General features: G+C 67.0%; 14 protein-coding genes. 8 read left to right on the top strand and 6 right to left on the bottom strand.

Going from position 1 to position 14,366, the window contains the following annotated elements:
- Window positions 1–95: 95 nt before the first annotated feature.
- Both MLP_RS29235 and MLP_RS29230 read right to left on the bottom strand, forming a co-directional pair.
- Window positions 96–608 (bottom strand): TroA family protein, encoded by a 513-nt coding sequence (locus MLP_RS29235; protein ID WP_013863356.1) that lies wholly within the window; start codon window positions 606–608, stop codon window positions 96–98.
- An 11-nt stretch (window positions 609–619) separates the two neighbouring features.
- Window positions 620–1,129, bottom strand: a complete 510-nt coding sequence (locus tag MLP_RS29230) for an ABC transporter substrate-binding protein (RefSeq protein ID WP_013863355.1) — start codon at window positions 1,127–1,129, stop codon at window positions 620–622.
- 146 nt (window positions 1,130–1,275) lie between these two features.
- Between MLP_RS29230 and MLP_RS11980 the strand changes: the two genes are divergently transcribed.
- Entirely contained in the window at window positions 1,276–1,752 is a 477-nt protein-coding gene (locus MLP_RS11980; RefSeq protein WP_013863354.1) for a glutathione peroxidase, read from the top strand.
- A 15-nt stretch (window positions 1,753–1,767) separates the two neighbouring features.
- Here the strand turns inward: MLP_RS11980 and MLP_RS11975 are convergent, their stop codons facing one another.
- Complete coding sequence (locus MLP_RS11975) at window positions 1,768–2,655, bottom strand: M56 family metallopeptidase (RefSeq protein WP_013863353.1); 888 nt, start codon at window positions 2,653–2,655, stop codon at window positions 1,768–1,770.
- Window positions 2,652–3,014 carry a BlaI/MecI/CopY family transcriptional regulator gene (locus MLP_RS11970; protein WP_013863352.1) on the bottom strand — a complete coding sequence of 121 codons (363 nt, stop codon included), beginning with the start codon at window positions 3,012–3,014 and terminating at the stop codon, window positions 2,652–2,654. The genes MLP_RS11975 and MLP_RS11970 overlap by 4 nt, the downstream gene beginning before the upstream one ends.
- Before the next feature lie 138 nt (window positions 3,015–3,152).
- On the opposite strand from MLP_RS11970, the gene MLP_RS11965 reads away from it, so the two are divergent.
- The 7 genes from MLP_RS11965 (at window position 3,153) to MLP_RS11935 (ending at window position 11,367) form a co-directional block, all read left to right on the top strand.
- Entirely contained in the window at window positions 3,153–4,643 is a 1,491-nt protein-coding gene (locus tag MLP_RS11965; RefSeq protein WP_013863351.1) for a cytochrome ubiquinol oxidase subunit I, read from the top strand.
- A gap of 45 nt (window positions 4,644–4,688) precedes the next feature.
- On the top strand, window positions 4,689–5,714 hold the full coding sequence (cydB, locus tag MLP_RS11960) for a cytochrome d ubiquinol oxidase subunit II (protein ID WP_013863350.1): 1,026 nt from the start codon (window positions 4,689–4,691) through the stop codon (window positions 5,712–5,714).
- A gap of 79 nt (window positions 5,715–5,793) precedes the next feature.
- Complete coding sequence (gene cydD / locus MLP_RS11955) at window positions 5,794–7,458, top strand: thiol reductant ABC exporter subunit CydD (protein WP_013863349.1); 1,665 nt, start codon at window positions 5,794–5,796, stop codon at window positions 7,456–7,458.
- Window positions 7,455–9,116, top strand: coding sequence for a thiol reductant ABC exporter subunit CydC (cydC, locus tag MLP_RS11950; RefSeq protein ID WP_013863348.1), 1,662 nt, complete (start codon window positions 7,455–7,457; stop codon window positions 9,114–9,116). The genes cydD and cydC overlap by 4 nt, the downstream gene beginning before the upstream one ends.
- Window positions 9,117–9,222: 106 nt before the next feature.
- On the top strand, window positions 9,223–9,933 hold the full coding sequence (locus MLP_RS11945) for a hypothetical protein (protein WP_013863347.1): 711 nt from the start codon (window positions 9,223–9,225) through the stop codon (window positions 9,931–9,933).
- Window positions 9,934–9,990: 57 nt separating this feature from the next.
- Window positions 9,991–11,004 (top strand): LLM class flavin-dependent oxidoreductase, encoded by a 1,014-nt coding sequence (locus MLP_RS11940; protein WP_013863346.1) that lies wholly within the window; start codon window positions 9,991–9,993, stop codon window positions 11,002–11,004.
- Between the two features lie 33 nt (window positions 11,005–11,037).
- Complete coding sequence (locus MLP_RS11935; RefSeq protein WP_013863345.1) at window positions 11,038–11,367, top strand: nucleoside triphosphate pyrophosphohydrolase family protein; 330 nt, start codon at window positions 11,038–11,040, stop codon at window positions 11,365–11,367.
- Window positions 11,368–11,517: 150 nt separating this feature from the next.
- On the opposite strand, the gene MLP_RS11930 is transcribed toward MLP_RS11935, so the two are convergent.
- Window positions 11,518–12,993 (bottom strand): aldehyde dehydrogenase, encoded by a 1,476-nt coding sequence (locus MLP_RS11930; RefSeq protein ID WP_013863344.1) that lies wholly within the window; start codon window positions 12,991–12,993, stop codon window positions 11,518–11,520.
- Window positions 12,994–13,111: 118 nt separating this feature from the next.
- On the bottom strand, window positions 13,112–14,128 hold the full coding sequence (locus tag MLP_RS11925; protein ID WP_013863343.1) for an aldo/keto reductase: 1,017 nt from the start codon (window positions 14,126–14,128) through the stop codon (window positions 13,112–13,114).
- Window positions 14,129–14,366: the final 238 nt, after the last annotated feature.

Here is a 14,366-nt window from a genome sequence, read left to right as displayed (position 1 = left end):
GCGGCTGGGGCGGAGGGCTCTGGTCGGTGCTCATCGTAGAGTGCCTCAGCAGAGATTCGCCGGTCGACTCGGCACCGTCGTCGCCCAGCCGTCAATCAGGCGTTCGGGTCCGTGGCGAGATCCCCGTCGAGCGCCTTGACGATGCGTGGCGTCGCGTTCTCCAGAGCCCAGCGATAGCTGAGGATGCTGCCCCAGTCCATCGAGTAGAGCAGGTCGTCATTGCCGCCGTTGGGCGCAAGCACGTAGCGGCCTTCCTTGGTCGTCCGCAGATCCCGGACCAGCTTGTTCTCCAGCAGCGCCTTCGTGTCGGTGTACTCGGTGGTCCAGATCACCACGTCCAACTCGTCGATCAGGTCGACCTTCTCACTGCTGAGCGGGGCGTTGTACTTCTTGCCGACCAGCTTGGCCAAGGAGTCCGGCATGGACATCCCGAGATCGATCAGGAACTGGGTGCGTGGCGCGCTGGCACCCAGGATGCTGAAGTCGGCACCCCAGAGCTCGGCGCAGGCCGCGTGCTTCCCGTCCAGGATCGGGTTCTGCTTCCGTGTCTCGGTGAAGGCCGCTTCGAGGTCGGCCACCAGCTTCGTCGCCTCGTCCGGCTTGCCCAAAGCGGCCCCGATCAGCTCGGTGTGGGGCTTAGCGGGACTGCCCAGTCCTCGTAGTCCGCCGGCTGTGCCACCGTCGGCGCCATCGCGCTGAGCTTGGCGTAGTCGCCCTTGGTGGTGCCGCTCATCACCGCGAGGATCAGGTCCGGTTCGAGCGCGGCAACCTTCTCGAATTCGATCTCGAGCATGTTCAGCACCGGCGGCGTGGTGCCGAATGCCTGCTTGTTCCAGGGCCGCACCGGTGTGTAGGTGCTGTCCACGAATCCGGCGAGGGCGATCGGCGTGTAACCGAGCGCCACCGTCGGGTCATGGTCGGTCTGCCCCAGGCACACGATCCGCTTCGGCGCAGCCGGCACCTCGGTGGTCCCGTACCGGTGCTTCACCGTGGCCGGGAATGCTGCATCGGGCGCTGCCGAGGGCGTACCCTCCTCGGCACCAGGTTGATTTGCCGGATTGGCGCAGCTGGCTACCCCGCCGGCGACGGCGAGACCGGCCAGGGCGGCGAGAAATTGACGACGATGCATGCTGACCCCCAAGATCAGTTCGACGGTGATGGTTAGGCTGACCTAACTCGTCGGCAGATGCAAATCTGGCTTGCCGGTGGCAGTCAAACTGGTCCAAGGCCGGCTCAGATCAGCTGAGGCCGGCTCCGGAGAACCAGGAGAAGACAATGACCACACTCAGTGATTTCGAGGCTCGCACCATCACCGGCCAGGAGCAGCCCTTGGCCGCGTACGCGGGCAAGGTGGTGCTCGTGGTGAACACCGCGTCCAAATGCGGACTGACCCCGCAGTTCGCCGGTCTGGAGCAGCTCTACGACGACCTGAAGGACCAGGGATTGATCGTCCTGGGCTTCCCCTGCGATCAGTTCGCCCACCAGGAGTTCGACTCCGACGCCGAGACCGCCGAGTTCTGCCAGCTCAACTACGGCGTGACCTTTCCGATGTTCACCAAGATCGACGTCAATGGCGAGCATGCCCACCCGCTGTACTCCTGGCTGCGTACCGAGGCCGACGGCGCGACCGGCGAGGACATCCAATGGAACTTCACCAAGTTTCTGCTGAATCGCGCCGGCGATCCCGTGGCCCGCTACGAGCCGACCGTCGTACCCGCCGATCTCGAGGCAGACATCCGCGCCGTGCTGTGAGATGCCGCCAGGGAGCTAGATCACCAGGGCAAGCAGTGGTGCGGCCACCACGATGACGGCCAGCCCATAGACAGCGGCGGCCAACAGAGCTGATGCCGGATGCGTCAGCCGCTCGATCCGGAGACAGGTGCTCCCCTCGGCCGCACCGAGAGCCTCGGTCGGCACGACGGACTCCGCGAGTGCCACCAGAGCGCGGGCCAGCGGTTCTGGTCCGACAGCCCGCACGGCAGCGTCATCAGCCAGCATCTCCACCAGCAGCCGCGCCTGCTGAGCCGGCAGGTCACTGCGGATGGCATGGGGAAACGCCTGATGCACCGCATCGAAGGTCGCCAACACCAGGTCATGACGGGCGTGGAGATGTGACTTCTCATGAGCGAGCACCGCAGCGATTTCCATCGGCGAGAGCACCGCCAGGGTGCCGGCGCTGAGCACCACTCGCGGCTGCCACAAGCCCGGCAGGCAGTACGCCAGCGGCCGGGCCTCGGCGAGCACTCGCAACTCGGACAACCGCCCAGCGACGTCAGCAGAGGTCTTCGAGGCGAGCAGGTCGACGAGGTCACGGTGCCGTCGACGGCGAGCCCCCGTGGAGGCGATCACACCGACCAATGCCCACACCAGGCGACCAGCAACCAGACCGGCGAACAGCACCACGGTTCCCGTCACGGCCCAGTCCCACCAGGCGACCGACGACTCCTGCGACCACGTCGCGGCGCTCAATAGCCAGGCGACCCCGAAGATACTGATCAAGGCGGCCACCGCGCCGGCCTGCCAGAGCACGACGGCAGCCCTCGGCACCCGATACAAGAATCCCCAGCGCGCCACCCAGGCGGGCCCTGGTCCCACCAGCACCACAGCCCCGAGCGCCAAAATCCCCGCCACCAGGAGCGGCGGGAGTGCGCTCATCGCGACTCCAGCCTCGCCAACGCCGCCCGCAGCGCAGCCGCCTCGTCGTCGCTGACCCGGTCGACGAAGGCGACCAGAGCAGCCGAACGGTCCGTCCCGCCATCAGCCAGGGCGGTATGCATGACCTCCGCCACCAATTGCTCCCGGGTGTGCGCGGCCGCGTACCGAAAGGCGCGACCATCCTGCTCGCGGTCAGCCAGGCCCTTCTTCGCCAGCCGGTCGAGCACCGTCATCACCGTGGTGTAGGCGATCACGCGCTCGGTGGCGATCGCCGTGTGCACCTCGCGGACCGTCAACGGCCGGCGGGCGCCCCACAGCTCCTCCATCACTCGACGTTCGAGGTCTCCGAGAGCATTCACGGTTCGAGTCTACTCGTACTACTACGGAAATAAGTACTACACGAGGACGTACGACGATGCGTAGTAGGCTGCGACCGTGGGCGTGGTCGCCCGCACCTCGACCCCACCAGACCTTGACCCCCCGAGGGAGAAACATCGATGGACGAAGTGAGCCTGGCCCGATGGCAGTTCGCCATCACCACCGTCTACCACTTCTTCTTCGTCCCCGTGACGATCTCGATGGCCAGCCTGGTGGCCGGATTCCAGACCGCCTGGGTGGTCACCGAGAAGGAGAAGTACCTCAAGCTCACCAAATTCTTCGGCAAGCTGTTCTTGATCAACTTTGCGATGGGTGTGGCCACCGGGATCGTGCAGGAATTCCAGTTCGGGATGAATTGGAGCGCCTACTCCCGGTTCGTCGGTGACATCTTCGGCGCTCCGCTGGCTCTGGAGGGCCTGCTCGCCTTCTTCCTCGAGTCGACCTTCCTCGGCCTGTGGATCTTCGGCTGGGACCGACTGCCCAAGAAGATCCACTTGATGACGATCTGGCTCGCCGCCATCGGCACCATCGCCAGCGCGTACTTCATCCTGGCGGCCAACTCCTTCATGCAGAACCCGCTCGGCTACACCTTCAACGACGGCCGCGGGCGTGCCGAACTGACCGACTTCTGGGCGGTGCTGACCAACCCGGTGGTCCTGGTCACCATGCCACACCAGATCACCGGCTGCTTCATGGTTGGCGGGGCGTTCATCGCCGCGGTCGCGGGCTGGCACCTCTATCGGATGGACAGGGCCGAGCGGAAGTCTCTCGACGCCCGCGAGCCCGAGCACGGACCGGTCTTCCAGGCCGCGATCCAGGGCAAGACCACGGTGATCCCTGCGGACCGACCCGCCTTCAAGACCGCAGTGAAGGTCGGCGCGATCGTGCTGATCATCGCCGGACTCGGCACGGTGATCAGCGGCGATCAGCAGTCGAAGGTGATGTTCGAGGTGCAGCCGATGAAGATGGCCGCCGCCGAAGCGCTCTACGAGACCGAGAAGCCGGCCGGCTTCTCGATCGTCACCGTGGGCACTCCCGACGGCAAGCGGGAGCTGTGGTCGGTCACCGTCCCCGGGCTGCTCTCGTTCCTGGCCACCGGGGACTTCGACGGCAAGGTCGTCGGCATCAACCAGCTCCAGCAGGAGTACACACAGCAGTTCGGACCGGGCACCTACTACCCGTACATCCCCCTCACGTACTGGTCGTTCCGCGTGATGATCGGGCTCGGCATGGCAGCCATGGCCATCGGCGCGCTGTTGCTGCTGTGTGTTCGCGGCGAGCGGCGACTGACCTCGTTCTGGTGGCCAACTGTGCTGGTAGCCCTGCCGCTGTTGCCGTTGTTCGCCAACTCGTTCGGCTGGATCTTCACCGAGACCGGCCGGCAGCCGTGGGTGGTGTTCGGGCTGCTCAAGACCGCCGCAGGAGTCTCGCCCACTGTCGGGGCAGGCAGCGTACTGACGTCGTTGCTGGTGTTCACCGCGCTGTACGGGGTGCTGGCGGTCGTCGAGGTGAAGCTGATGCTGAAGTACCTGCGACTGGGGCTGCCGGATGTCAGCACCCGCGAGCAGACCGACGACGACTCTGACGCCCCACTGGTCTTCAGCTACTGATGGCTCCGGCTTTGGGCCCAGCGAGCTGAGAGAGAGGAACGCGAGATGGAATTGTCCACCGTCTGGTTCGCGCTGATCGCCGTGCTGTGGATCGGCTACTTCGTGCTGGAGGGGTTCGACTTCGGCGTCGGCATGCTGGTGCCGATCCTGGGCAAGGACGACCGGGAGCGCCGGGTCGTGATCAACACCATCGGCCCGGTATGGGATGGCAACGAGGTCTGGCTGCTGGTCGCCGGCGGCGCGACCTTCGCGGCCTTTCCGGAGTGGTACGCCACCTTGTTCAGCGGCTTCTACCTTCCATTGCTGCTGATCCTGCTCGCGCTGATCGTCCGCAACGTTGCCTTCGACTACCGCGGCAAGCGCAACGAGCTGGCCTGGCGACGGCGCTGGGACCGCTGCATCATCGTCGGCTCCTTCGTGCCGGCGCTGCTCTGGGGCGTGGCCTTCGGCAACATCGTGCGAGGGGTGCCGTTGGATGCCGATCATGAGTACGTCGGCGGCTTCTTCAACCTGCTCAACCCGTTCGCGCTGCTCTTCGGCCTGGTCACGTGCTCGATCTTCTTGACCCACGGGGCGATCTTCCTGGCCCTGAAGTCGGACGGGGTCATCCGGGAACGGGCGAACGCGCTGGCGGCGAAGGTCGGGCTGGTGGCGGCCGGGCTGGCGGTGGTGCTGTTGATCTGGCTGAACCTGGCTCACGGCGACGTGTTCTCGGTGATCGCCAGCGCGGTGGCCGCCGTCGGTCTGGTCGGCGGGCTGCTGGCCAACCGGGCTGGGCGCGAGGGCTGGGCCTTTGTCGGCACCGCGGCGGCGATCGCGTTCTTCGTGGCCGCGGTGTTCCTTGCGCTGTTCCCCAACGTGATGCCCAGTCATCCCAACCCGGAGAACAGCCTGACGATCGCCAACGCATCCTCCACGCCGTACACCTTGACGATCATGACCTGGGCCGCGGTGATCCTGACGCCGGTCGTGATCGCGTACCAGGCCTGGACCTATTGGGTCTTCCGCAAGCGGATCTCGGTGCAGCACATCGCCGACGACGTGGTGCTGCCGGAACCCGCGAAGAGCTGAGACCTTGCCCGCTATGCCGCATGCCGCACGCCGCACCGATCGGAATTTCCGGTTACCTGTCCACGCCACGGGTGGACAGGTGACCGAAAGTTCGGCCCGGGGGGCGGTCGACCCGAGGCTGTTGCGGCGGGCGCGTGCCACTCGGGCCTATCTCGTCGCCGGGGTCGCAGCCGGGACGTTGACTGCGCTGCTAATCGTCGCTCAGGCGTGGCTGTTGGCGACGGCCATCGCCGGCACGTTCGAACACCGGGACCTTGCTGCGGTCGGCGCGACCTGGCTGCCGCTGGCTGGGGTGTTCCTCGCTCGAGGACTGCTGACCTGGCTGAACGCTGTGCTCGCCCAACGGTCCGCCGCGGCGGTGAAGTCACAGTTGCGGACCGAGATCCTGGCCGCTCGGCTGCGGAGTCGGGGACCGGCCGAGCTGGATGGCGCGGGGCTGGTGTCGGTGCTGACCCAGGGTCTGGACGCCTTGGACGGCTACTTCGCCCGTTATCTGCCCCAGCTGGTGCTGGCCGCAACAGTGCCGCTGGTGATCGGGATCGCCATCCTGACCACCGATTGGGTGTCCGCGCTGGTTGTCGCGCTGACCGTGCCGTTGATCCCACTTTTCATGGTCCTGGTCGGCTGGCTGACCCAGGCACGGGTACGCAAGCGCGCCGCGATCCAGGAGCGTCTCGCTCACCACTTCGCGGACCTGGTTGCGGGGCTGCCCACCTTGCAGGTGTTCGGCCGGGCCAAGGCGCAGGCCGAGGGGCTGCGTAGAACCGGGGAGGCGCACCGACGCGAGACCATGGCCACCCTGCGCGTCTCCTTCCTGTCCGCACTGGTGCTCGAGCTGCTGGCCACCTTGTCCGTGGCGATCGTGGCGGTGGGCATCGGGTTGCGGGTGGTAGACGGCCAGCTGACCCTGTTCATCGGTCTCTTTGTGCTGATCCTGGCCCCCGAGGTCTATCTGCCGCTGCGTCAGGTCGGCGTGCACTACCACGACTCGGCCGACGGGGTGGCGGCAACCGAGCGGGCGTTCGCGCTGATCGACGCCGCTCCGCTGGTGACCGGTAGCCGCCCGGTCCCCGACCTCGGCGCAGCGGTGATCGAGGTGGAACAGGTGTCGGTGACCTATCCGGGAGCCACCGAACCAGGTCTCACCGAGACGAGTCTGCTACTGGGACCAGGCGAGATGGTGGCGATAGGCGGTCCGAGTGGGGTCGGCAAGTCCAGTCTGCTGGCGGTGCTGCTCAGCTTTGTCCCGCCGACCACGGGACGGGTGCTGATCGGTGGCGTACCGCTGAGCGAGCTGGATCAGGATGCTTGGCGCGCGGTGCTGGCGTGGGTGCCACAGCAGCCCGCTTTGCTGGCCGGGACCATCGCCGACAACGTACGACTGGGTGCGCCGGACGCCCCGACCGCGCGAGTTCGGTCGGCACTCGATCGGGCTGGCGCCAAGCAACTAGACCTCGACCGAACGCTGGTGGCGGGCGGTGAAGGGCTCTCCGCTGGTGAGATCCGCCGAGTCGCACTGGCCCGGGCGCTGCTCCGCATCGACTGCGGCGGTGGTCAGCTGCTCATCCTCGACGAGCCGACCGCCGGTCTCGACGCCGCGACCGAGCTGACCGTGATCGCCGAACTGCGGAGGCTGCGAATCGGTACTCTGCTGGTGAGCCATCGGCCCGCCGTGCTGGCCGCGGCCGATCGCATCGTCGAGCTGGCCCCTGCCCAGCTGAGCCACTCGGCCGGCCAACTATGAACGAGCCCCACTGCCGCACTCCGGGGACCGCGCTGGTCGTCTCGCGGCCCCGGCAGCTGATGCGCGCCGTCTTGCTTGGCGCACTGGCCAGCGGAGCCGGTATCGCTTTGTTGGGCACCGCCGCCTGGTTGTTGTCCCGCGCCGCCGAGCGGCCGCCCATCCTCTATCTGATGGTGGCCATCGTGGCTGTCCGAGCGTTCGGCATCGGCAAGGGCGTCCTCCGATACACCGAACGGCTCGACAGCCATGATCTTGCGTTGCGGCTGCAGACGGTGCTGCGGCTCGACACTTGGCGTGCGCTGACCCAGTCGACCTGGGTAGGCCGCCACGGCGGTGATCTGCTGTCCCGATTGGTCAACGACGTCGAGGCGATCCAGGACCTGGTGGTTCGGGTGATCGTTCCAGTGGCCTCCGCCGGTCTCGTCGCGGTAGCCACCACGACCGTGATCACCCTACTCTCTCCCGGTGCCGGCCTCCTCCTTGCGGTGTCCGTCGCACTAGCCGGCGTCGTGATGCCCTGGCTGGCCGCACGTCTGGCAGCCCGCAGCATCGCCTCGCTGGCGCCCTTGCGCGGCGAGCTGGCCACGGTCGCTGCCGAGGCCAGCGACGCGGCTCCCGACCTGGTCGCGTACGGTGCCACAGACGCCGTCGTCGCTCGGCTCGCCGCTGTCGATACCCGGCTCCGGCGCGCCGAGCAGCGCGCCGCCTGGGCGAGCGGACTGGCCGGATTCGGGCAGACGCTCGCCGCGGGCGTCGCGGTGCTCGGTGGTCTGCTAGTCGGTGCCGTCCAGGTGTTCGCCGGTGTGCTGAGTCCGGTGAACCTGGCCGTCGTGGTGCTCACTCCCCTCGCTCTGCACGAGGTGCTCGCCACGCTGCCTGCCGCGGCGCTGGCCTGGCACCGGTCACATTCGGCGCTCGGTCGGGTGGGCGAGGTGCTGACCGCTCCCACTGTCGGTAGTCCCGACAATCTGAGCGTGGTCGCCACCGATACCTCCGAGGTGCCGCCGAGCATCGAGATCGCCGACTTGTCGGCGGGCTGGCCGGGCTCAGCACCTGCGGTGGTCGGACTCGACCTCACCGTTCAGGCGGGTGAGAAAGCGGCATTGGTCGGCCCCAGTGGAACCGGGAAGACGACCGTTGCCGCGACGCTGCTCGGACTGCTGCCACCAGTTGCCGGCACCGCCCAGGCACGCGGTCGGCTCGGCTATCTGGCGCAGGACGCGTACCTGTTCGACACCACGGTCGCCGAGAACGTCCGGATCGGCCGACGCGACGCCGGCGATACCGACATCGCCAAGGCCTTGGCCCGAGCTCGAGTGAGCATGCCACTCGATCGTCTGGTCGGCATCCACGGCACACAGGTCTCCGGCGGCGAGGCCCGCCGGATCGCTCTCGCCCGGCTGCTGCTCGGCAACGCCGATGTCCTGATCCTGGATGAGCCGACCGAGCACCTGGACGCGCCCACCGCCGCCGCGTTGGTCGACGATCTATGGGCCACCACCACCGATTCGGGGGCCGCCGTGCTGGTGATCACGCATGACCCGACGCTCGCCGCTCGCTGCGACCGCGTGGTCAGCCTTCCGAACCCGCCGGTGTCAGGGACAAATGCGGGTCTCAATCAGCTGCCGGCCCACGACACGCCGCCGCTGGCCGGTTGAGCCACCGGCTTGTCATCGTCCCGGGCAACAGGACCGCTGAGGCTGACAGCCGCCAGTGCCTCCGGCGATCCGAGGGCGAGGCGCGCAGGTCTGCGAGACTCTGTTCATGTCCGAGGACGAGCCAGCCGAAGGACGCGGCGGTCGGCGGCCGGAAGGCGAGAACCGTCTCCCGCCGGCCCTGGCGGTCCTGGTAGCCGCGCTCATCTATGCGCTCCTGCCCGAGTCGCTGCTCTTCACGCCGCGTTTCGTCATTCCGGCACTCGAGATCGTGCTGCTCATCGCGCTGCTGATCACCAATCCGCGGCGGATGGTCCGGGAGACCCGAGTCTCCCGGATCGCTTCCATTGCCCTCGACGCCGTGGTCATCGCGGCCAACCTGGTCGCTCTCGGACTGCTCGTCACGGTGCTGGACTCCGAGCAGACCTCCGGAAAGGGTCTGCTGATCGCGGCCATCCAGGTCTGGGTCACCAACGTGATCGGCTTCGCGTTGCTCTACTGGGAGATCGACCGGGGTGGCCCCGTCGCTCGCCGCACTCGTCCGCGGTCGAAGCTGCGGGCGGCCGATTGGCGGTTCTCCCAGGACGAGAATGCCGACACGATCACCGAGGTCGCCGTGACCTCCAGCAAGCACGACGACTGGCGGCCGACCTTCGTCGACTATCTCTATCTGTCGCTGACCAACTCCAGCGCCTTCAGTCCCACCGACACCATGCCGCTCTCGCCCCGGGCCAAGCTCTTGATGGGGCTGCAGGCCAGCGTGGCGCTGTTCACCTCGCTCGTCATCGTCGCGCGGGCCATCGGCGCCCTCGGCGGCTGACCATCATCGGCCACCGAGCCCACGGAATCTGCCGGCCGTCTGGGTGGTTGGGATGGCGTGAGCACTGCCCTTGACCAGACCTTGCCCCTCGCTGTCCTCGACTTCGTCGGCATCGAGTACGGCGAGTCCGCCACTGACTCCATCACCGGCGCGGTGGGTCTCGCCCGCGCCGTCGAAGCCGCTGGGTATCGACGCTATTGGGTGTCCGAACACCACAACATGAGTTCCCTGGCCTGCAGTGCACCGGAGATCCTGATCGCTCATTTGCTGACGCTCACCGAGTCGATCCGGGTCGGCGCGGCCGGGATCATGCTGCCGAACCACACCGCGTTCAAGGTCGCCGAGACCTTCCGTACGCTGCTGGCGATCGCACCGGGCCGGGTCGATCTCGGGCTCGGTCGGGCTCCGGGCACCGATCCGCTGACCGCCCATGTGCTGCGGCGTGGCACGACCACCGATCCCGGCGCGGACTTTCCCAAGCAGGTCGCCGAACTCCTCGCCTTCCTCGGCGATGGCTTCCCGGACAGCCATCCCTACCAACGGCTGGTGGCCGCCCCGGTCGTTGCGGAGCGACCCGACCTGTTCCTGCTCGGCTCCAGCAACTACGGACCGCAGTTCGCGGCGATCAACGGCATGCGAGCAGTCTTCGCGCACCACATGAGCCCGGAGATTGCCATCGAGGTGCTGCGTGACTATCGGGAGCAGTTCCGTCCCGGCGTCGAGGACGAGCCGTGGTCGGCGATCTCGGTGCTCGCGTTCGCCAGCGACAACTCGGACGAGGTCACTCGGTTCGAGGCGGGCTGGGCCTTGACGATGCTGAATCTGCGCCGCGGGATCCGTACGCCGCTGCGACCCGAAGAGGTGGACGCCTTCGCCACCTCGCCCGAGTTTCGGAACTCGCCGCGCGATCTGGATCGGATGGCGATCGGGCCGGCCGAACAGGTTGTCGCCCGGCTTCGAGAGCTGCAGCGAGCCAGCGAAGCCGACGAGGTCGTGATTGTCACGCCAGGTCTGGACCGCGCGGCTCGGATCGCCAGCTTCGAAGCGATCGCCGCCGCCTGGCCTCGCTAGTCGGCACCAGTGGGGTGTCACTAAGGTGACGTCGTGGACTGTGACGACTATCAGCGCGCCGCGTTGCGTACGGCCCGCGACCCGGACGCGCCCGACGAGTTCATGCATCTGGTGCTAGGCCTGGTCGGTGAGGCCGGCGAGATCGCCGAGAAGGTCAAGAAGCTGGTTCGGGACAAGAACAGCGACCTCGCTCAGCTCGATCGTGACGACATGGCGGCCGAGCTCGGCGACGTCCTCTGGTACACCGCGGTGCTGGCGAGCTTCCTCGGTCTCTCCCTCGACGATGTTGCCCAGCGAAACGTCGACAAGCTCGCCGACCGCCAACGTCGCGCGGTCATCGGCGGTTCCGGCGACCGTCGCTGAGCCTACGAATCGGCCTGTTGAGGGGCTGTTGGCTTCACCGACAAGGAGCAGTTACATCTCAATCCTCAACTTTGGGATGTAACTGCTCCTTGTCGATGGAGGTTGCTCCTTTAGGTGCCAGAGCCCAGGGCACTGACCGAGGAGGACGCATCAGTGCAGGGTGATCCAGATGGTCTTGACCTCGGTGTACTGCTCGAGCGCCTCGAGACCGTTGTCCCGACCGCCGAAGCCGGACATCTTGTAGCCACCGAACGGGGTGCCGATGTCGCCCTCGCTGTAGCCGTTGACCGCGACGGTGCCGGCCCGCACCGAACGGGCGGTACGCAGCGCCACATCGATGTCCTTGGACCACACGGTGGCTGCCAGACCGTACGGGGTGTCGTTGGCCAGGGCCAGCGCCTCGTCGACATCATCGAAGCTGAGCACCGACACGACCGGGCCGAAGATCTCCTCCCGAGCCACGCTCATCTGCGGGGTGACCTCATCGATCACCGTCGCGCCGGCGAAATAGCCACCGGTCTCGGCCAGCACCCGCTCACCACCGGTCACGATCCGAGCGCCGTCCGCCTTGGCCTGCTCGATATAGCCCAGCACCCGCTCCAACGCCGACGGCTCGATCAGCGCGCCGATCACCGTGGACTCATCCGTCGGGTCGCCAACCGTCCGCTTGTCGGCCTCAACAGCCAAGGCTGCGACGAAGTCGTCCTTGATCGAGCTATGCACCAGGATCCGGGACCCGGCCGAGCAGTTCTGGCCGGCGTTGAAGAACGCGGCCTCGGCCAGATCGGCGGCCACCTCCTCCAGCTTGTCGCTACAGTCGGCCATCACGATCTGCGGGCTCTTACCGCCGCACTCCAGCACGATGCCCTTGAGGTTCGAGTCCGCGGAATAGCGCAGGAACGCCCGACCCACCTCCGTCGAACCGGTGAAGCTCACCATGTCGACGTCCATGTGCAGTCCCAGCGCCTTGCCGGCGATGTGCCCCAGACCTGGCACCACATTGAACACACCGGCCGGAATCCCGGCCTCGGTGGCCAGCTCAGCGAGCCGGAGCGTGGTCAGGCTGGCCAGCTCCGGTGGCTTGATCACCACGGAGTTGCCCGTCGCGAGCGCGGGCGCCAGCTTCCAGGCCAGCATGGCCATCGGGAAGTTCCACGGCAGGACTCCGCCGACCACGCCGACCGGCTCCCGGACGATCAGACCGACATGATCGCTGCCGGTCGGAGAGGTCTTGCCGAACACTTTGTCGGCCGCCTCCGCGTACCAACGGATGGTGTTGATGATGTCGGGGAGATCGAAGCCACGGCAGTCGACGATGGGCTTGCCGGCGTCGATCGCCTCGGTGATGATCAGTTCCTCGGCATGCTGCTCGATCAAGTCAGCGAACTTGAACAGCACGGCCTTGCGGTCGCCCGGGGCGATCCGGCTCCACTCGCCCTTGTTGAAGGCGGCCCGCGCAGCCGCCACCGCGCGATCGACATCCGCCTCCGAGCAGGCGGCGACCTTGGCGATCACCTCGCCCGTCGCCGGGGCGAAGCTGTCGAAGGTGGCGCCGTCGAGGGCATCGACGAACTCGCCGTCGATGTACGCCTGGGTCCGGATAGCGTCAGGAAGCGTCGCTGTCATGGCAGCCTTTCGATAATCTGTGGGTTCTGAATTTCAGATACCTAGAGTTTAACCAAGGACGCCGATTCTACGGTCCCAGCCCGCTCCGGTGCTAGGGTCCCGCCGATACGATCCCACCTCACTGCGGCAGCGGAGCCTCCTGATTGGTCATCCGATCCTGCTCGTCGGGATAGCGAGCACCGACGATGGTCAGGCTGTCGGCCGCCGCCCTGATCTCGGCCAGCTGGGCATCATTCAGCTCGACCTCGGCGGCGCCTGTGTTCTCCACCAATCGCTCGATCCGTTTGGTGCCGGGGATCGGCACGATCCACGGCTGCTGGTTGAGCAGCCAGACCAGCGCCAGTTGGGCGGGTGTGGCGCCCACCTCACCAGCAACTCGCGTCAAGACCTCGACCAGCGCAAGGTTCGACGCGAGCGCCTCGCCCTGAAACCGCGGCGTCCGACCACGGAAGTCACTGGGATCGAAGGTGGTGCTCGTGTTGATCGTGCCGGTCAGGAATCCCTTGCCGAGTGGGCTGTACGGCACCAGAGCGATCCCCAGTTCGTCGAGCACCGGGATGACGTCCTGCTCCCGATCCCGCCACCACATCGAATACTCGCTCTGCACCGCGGAGACCTGCTGGACCGCATGCGCTCGGCGGATCGTGCCGGCGGCTGCCTCGGACATGCCGAAGTTCAGCACCTTGCCCGCCTCGATGAGTTCGGCGACGGTCCCGGCGACATCCTCGATCGGGACTGTGGTGTCGACGCGGTGCTGGTAATAGAGATCGATCCGATCCGTACGCAACCGCCGGAGCGAGTTCTCGACCGCCCGCCGAATGCTGTCGGGCCGGCTGCAGAGCCCGCCGCCCTCGATCCCGTTCTCGGCGAAGGCGAAGCCGAACTTGGTGGCGATCTTCACCTGATCGCGCACCGGCTCCAACGCCTCGCCGACCACCTCTTCGTTGGCGAACGGGCCATACACCTCGGCGGTGTCGAAGAAGGTCACGCCGAGGTCGACGGCCCGCCTGATCAGGGCGATCGCGTCCTCGCGAGGCACCGCCGAGGTGCTGCCGTACGCGCCGGTGAGGCTCATACAGCCCAGGCCGATCTCCGAGACGGCCAGGCCGTTGCTTCCGAGGGTGCGCTGTTTCATCTGCGTCCTTCCATGCTCTTCAGAAATACTCGTTCCGGGAACTCGCCATCAGGAGAGTCAAGCTGGTGTGGACGACGCTACGTCCGGCGCCACCGCCGTGGGAGGCCCCCTCAGTACCTGGCTCGCGAGACCCGGCGAGAAGCAGGTCGTGCCCCGATCACTCCCGACCCCCCAACCATGTCTCGGGAGTGCACGACCTACTTCTCGAGCATTGTCACCGCTTCGAGCGGGTGCTCAG

Source organism: Microlunatus phosphovorus NM-1 (assembly GCF_000270245.1).
Taxonomy (GTDB): domain Bacteria; phylum Actinomycetota; class Actinomycetes; order Propionibacteriales; family Propionibacteriaceae; genus Microlunatus; species Microlunatus phosphovorus.
The sequence above is the reverse complement of the archived record's forward strand: the minus strand, read 5'-3'. Positions and strand labels throughout refer to the sequence as shown.

What these genes read in the sequence shown, in the direction of transcription:
- MLP_RS11975 (WP_013863353.1), bottom strand. Translation starts at nt 2,655, where the DNA reads ATGAGCGCACTCCCGCCGCTCCTGGTGGCGGGGATTTTGGCGCTCGGG.
- cydB (WP_013863350.1), top strand. Translation starts at nt 4,689, where the DNA reads ATGGAATTGTCCACCGTCTGGTTCGCGCTGATCGCCGTGCTGTGGATC.
- cydC (WP_013863348.1), top strand. Translation starts at nt 7,455, where the DNA reads ATGAACGAGCCCCACTGCCGCACTCCGGGGACCGCGCTGGTCGTCTCG.
- MLP_RS11980 (WP_013863354.1), top strand. Translation starts at nt 1,276, where the DNA reads ATGACCACACTCAGTGATTTCGAGGCTCGCACCATCACCGGCCAGGAG.
- MLP_RS11945 (WP_013863347.1), top strand. Translation starts at nt 9,223, where the DNA reads ATGTCCGAGGACGAGCCAGCCGAAGGACGCGGCGGTCGGCGGCCGGAA.
- MLP_RS29230 (WP_013863355.1), bottom strand. Translation starts at nt 1,129, where the DNA reads ATGCATCGTCGTCAATTTCTCGCCGCCCTGGCCGGTCTCGCCGTCGCC.
- MLP_RS11930 (WP_013863344.1), bottom strand. Translation starts at nt 12,993, where the DNA reads ATGACAGCGACGCTTCCTGACGCTATCCGGACCCAGGCGTACATCGAC.
- MLP_RS11925 (WP_013863343.1), bottom strand. Translation starts at nt 14,128, where the DNA reads ATGAAACAGCGCACCCTCGGAAGCAACGGCCTGGCCGTCTCGGAGATC.
- MLP_RS11965 (WP_013863351.1), top strand. Translation starts at nt 3,153, where the DNA reads ATGGACGAAGTGAGCCTGGCCCGATGGCAGTTCGCCATCACCACCGTC.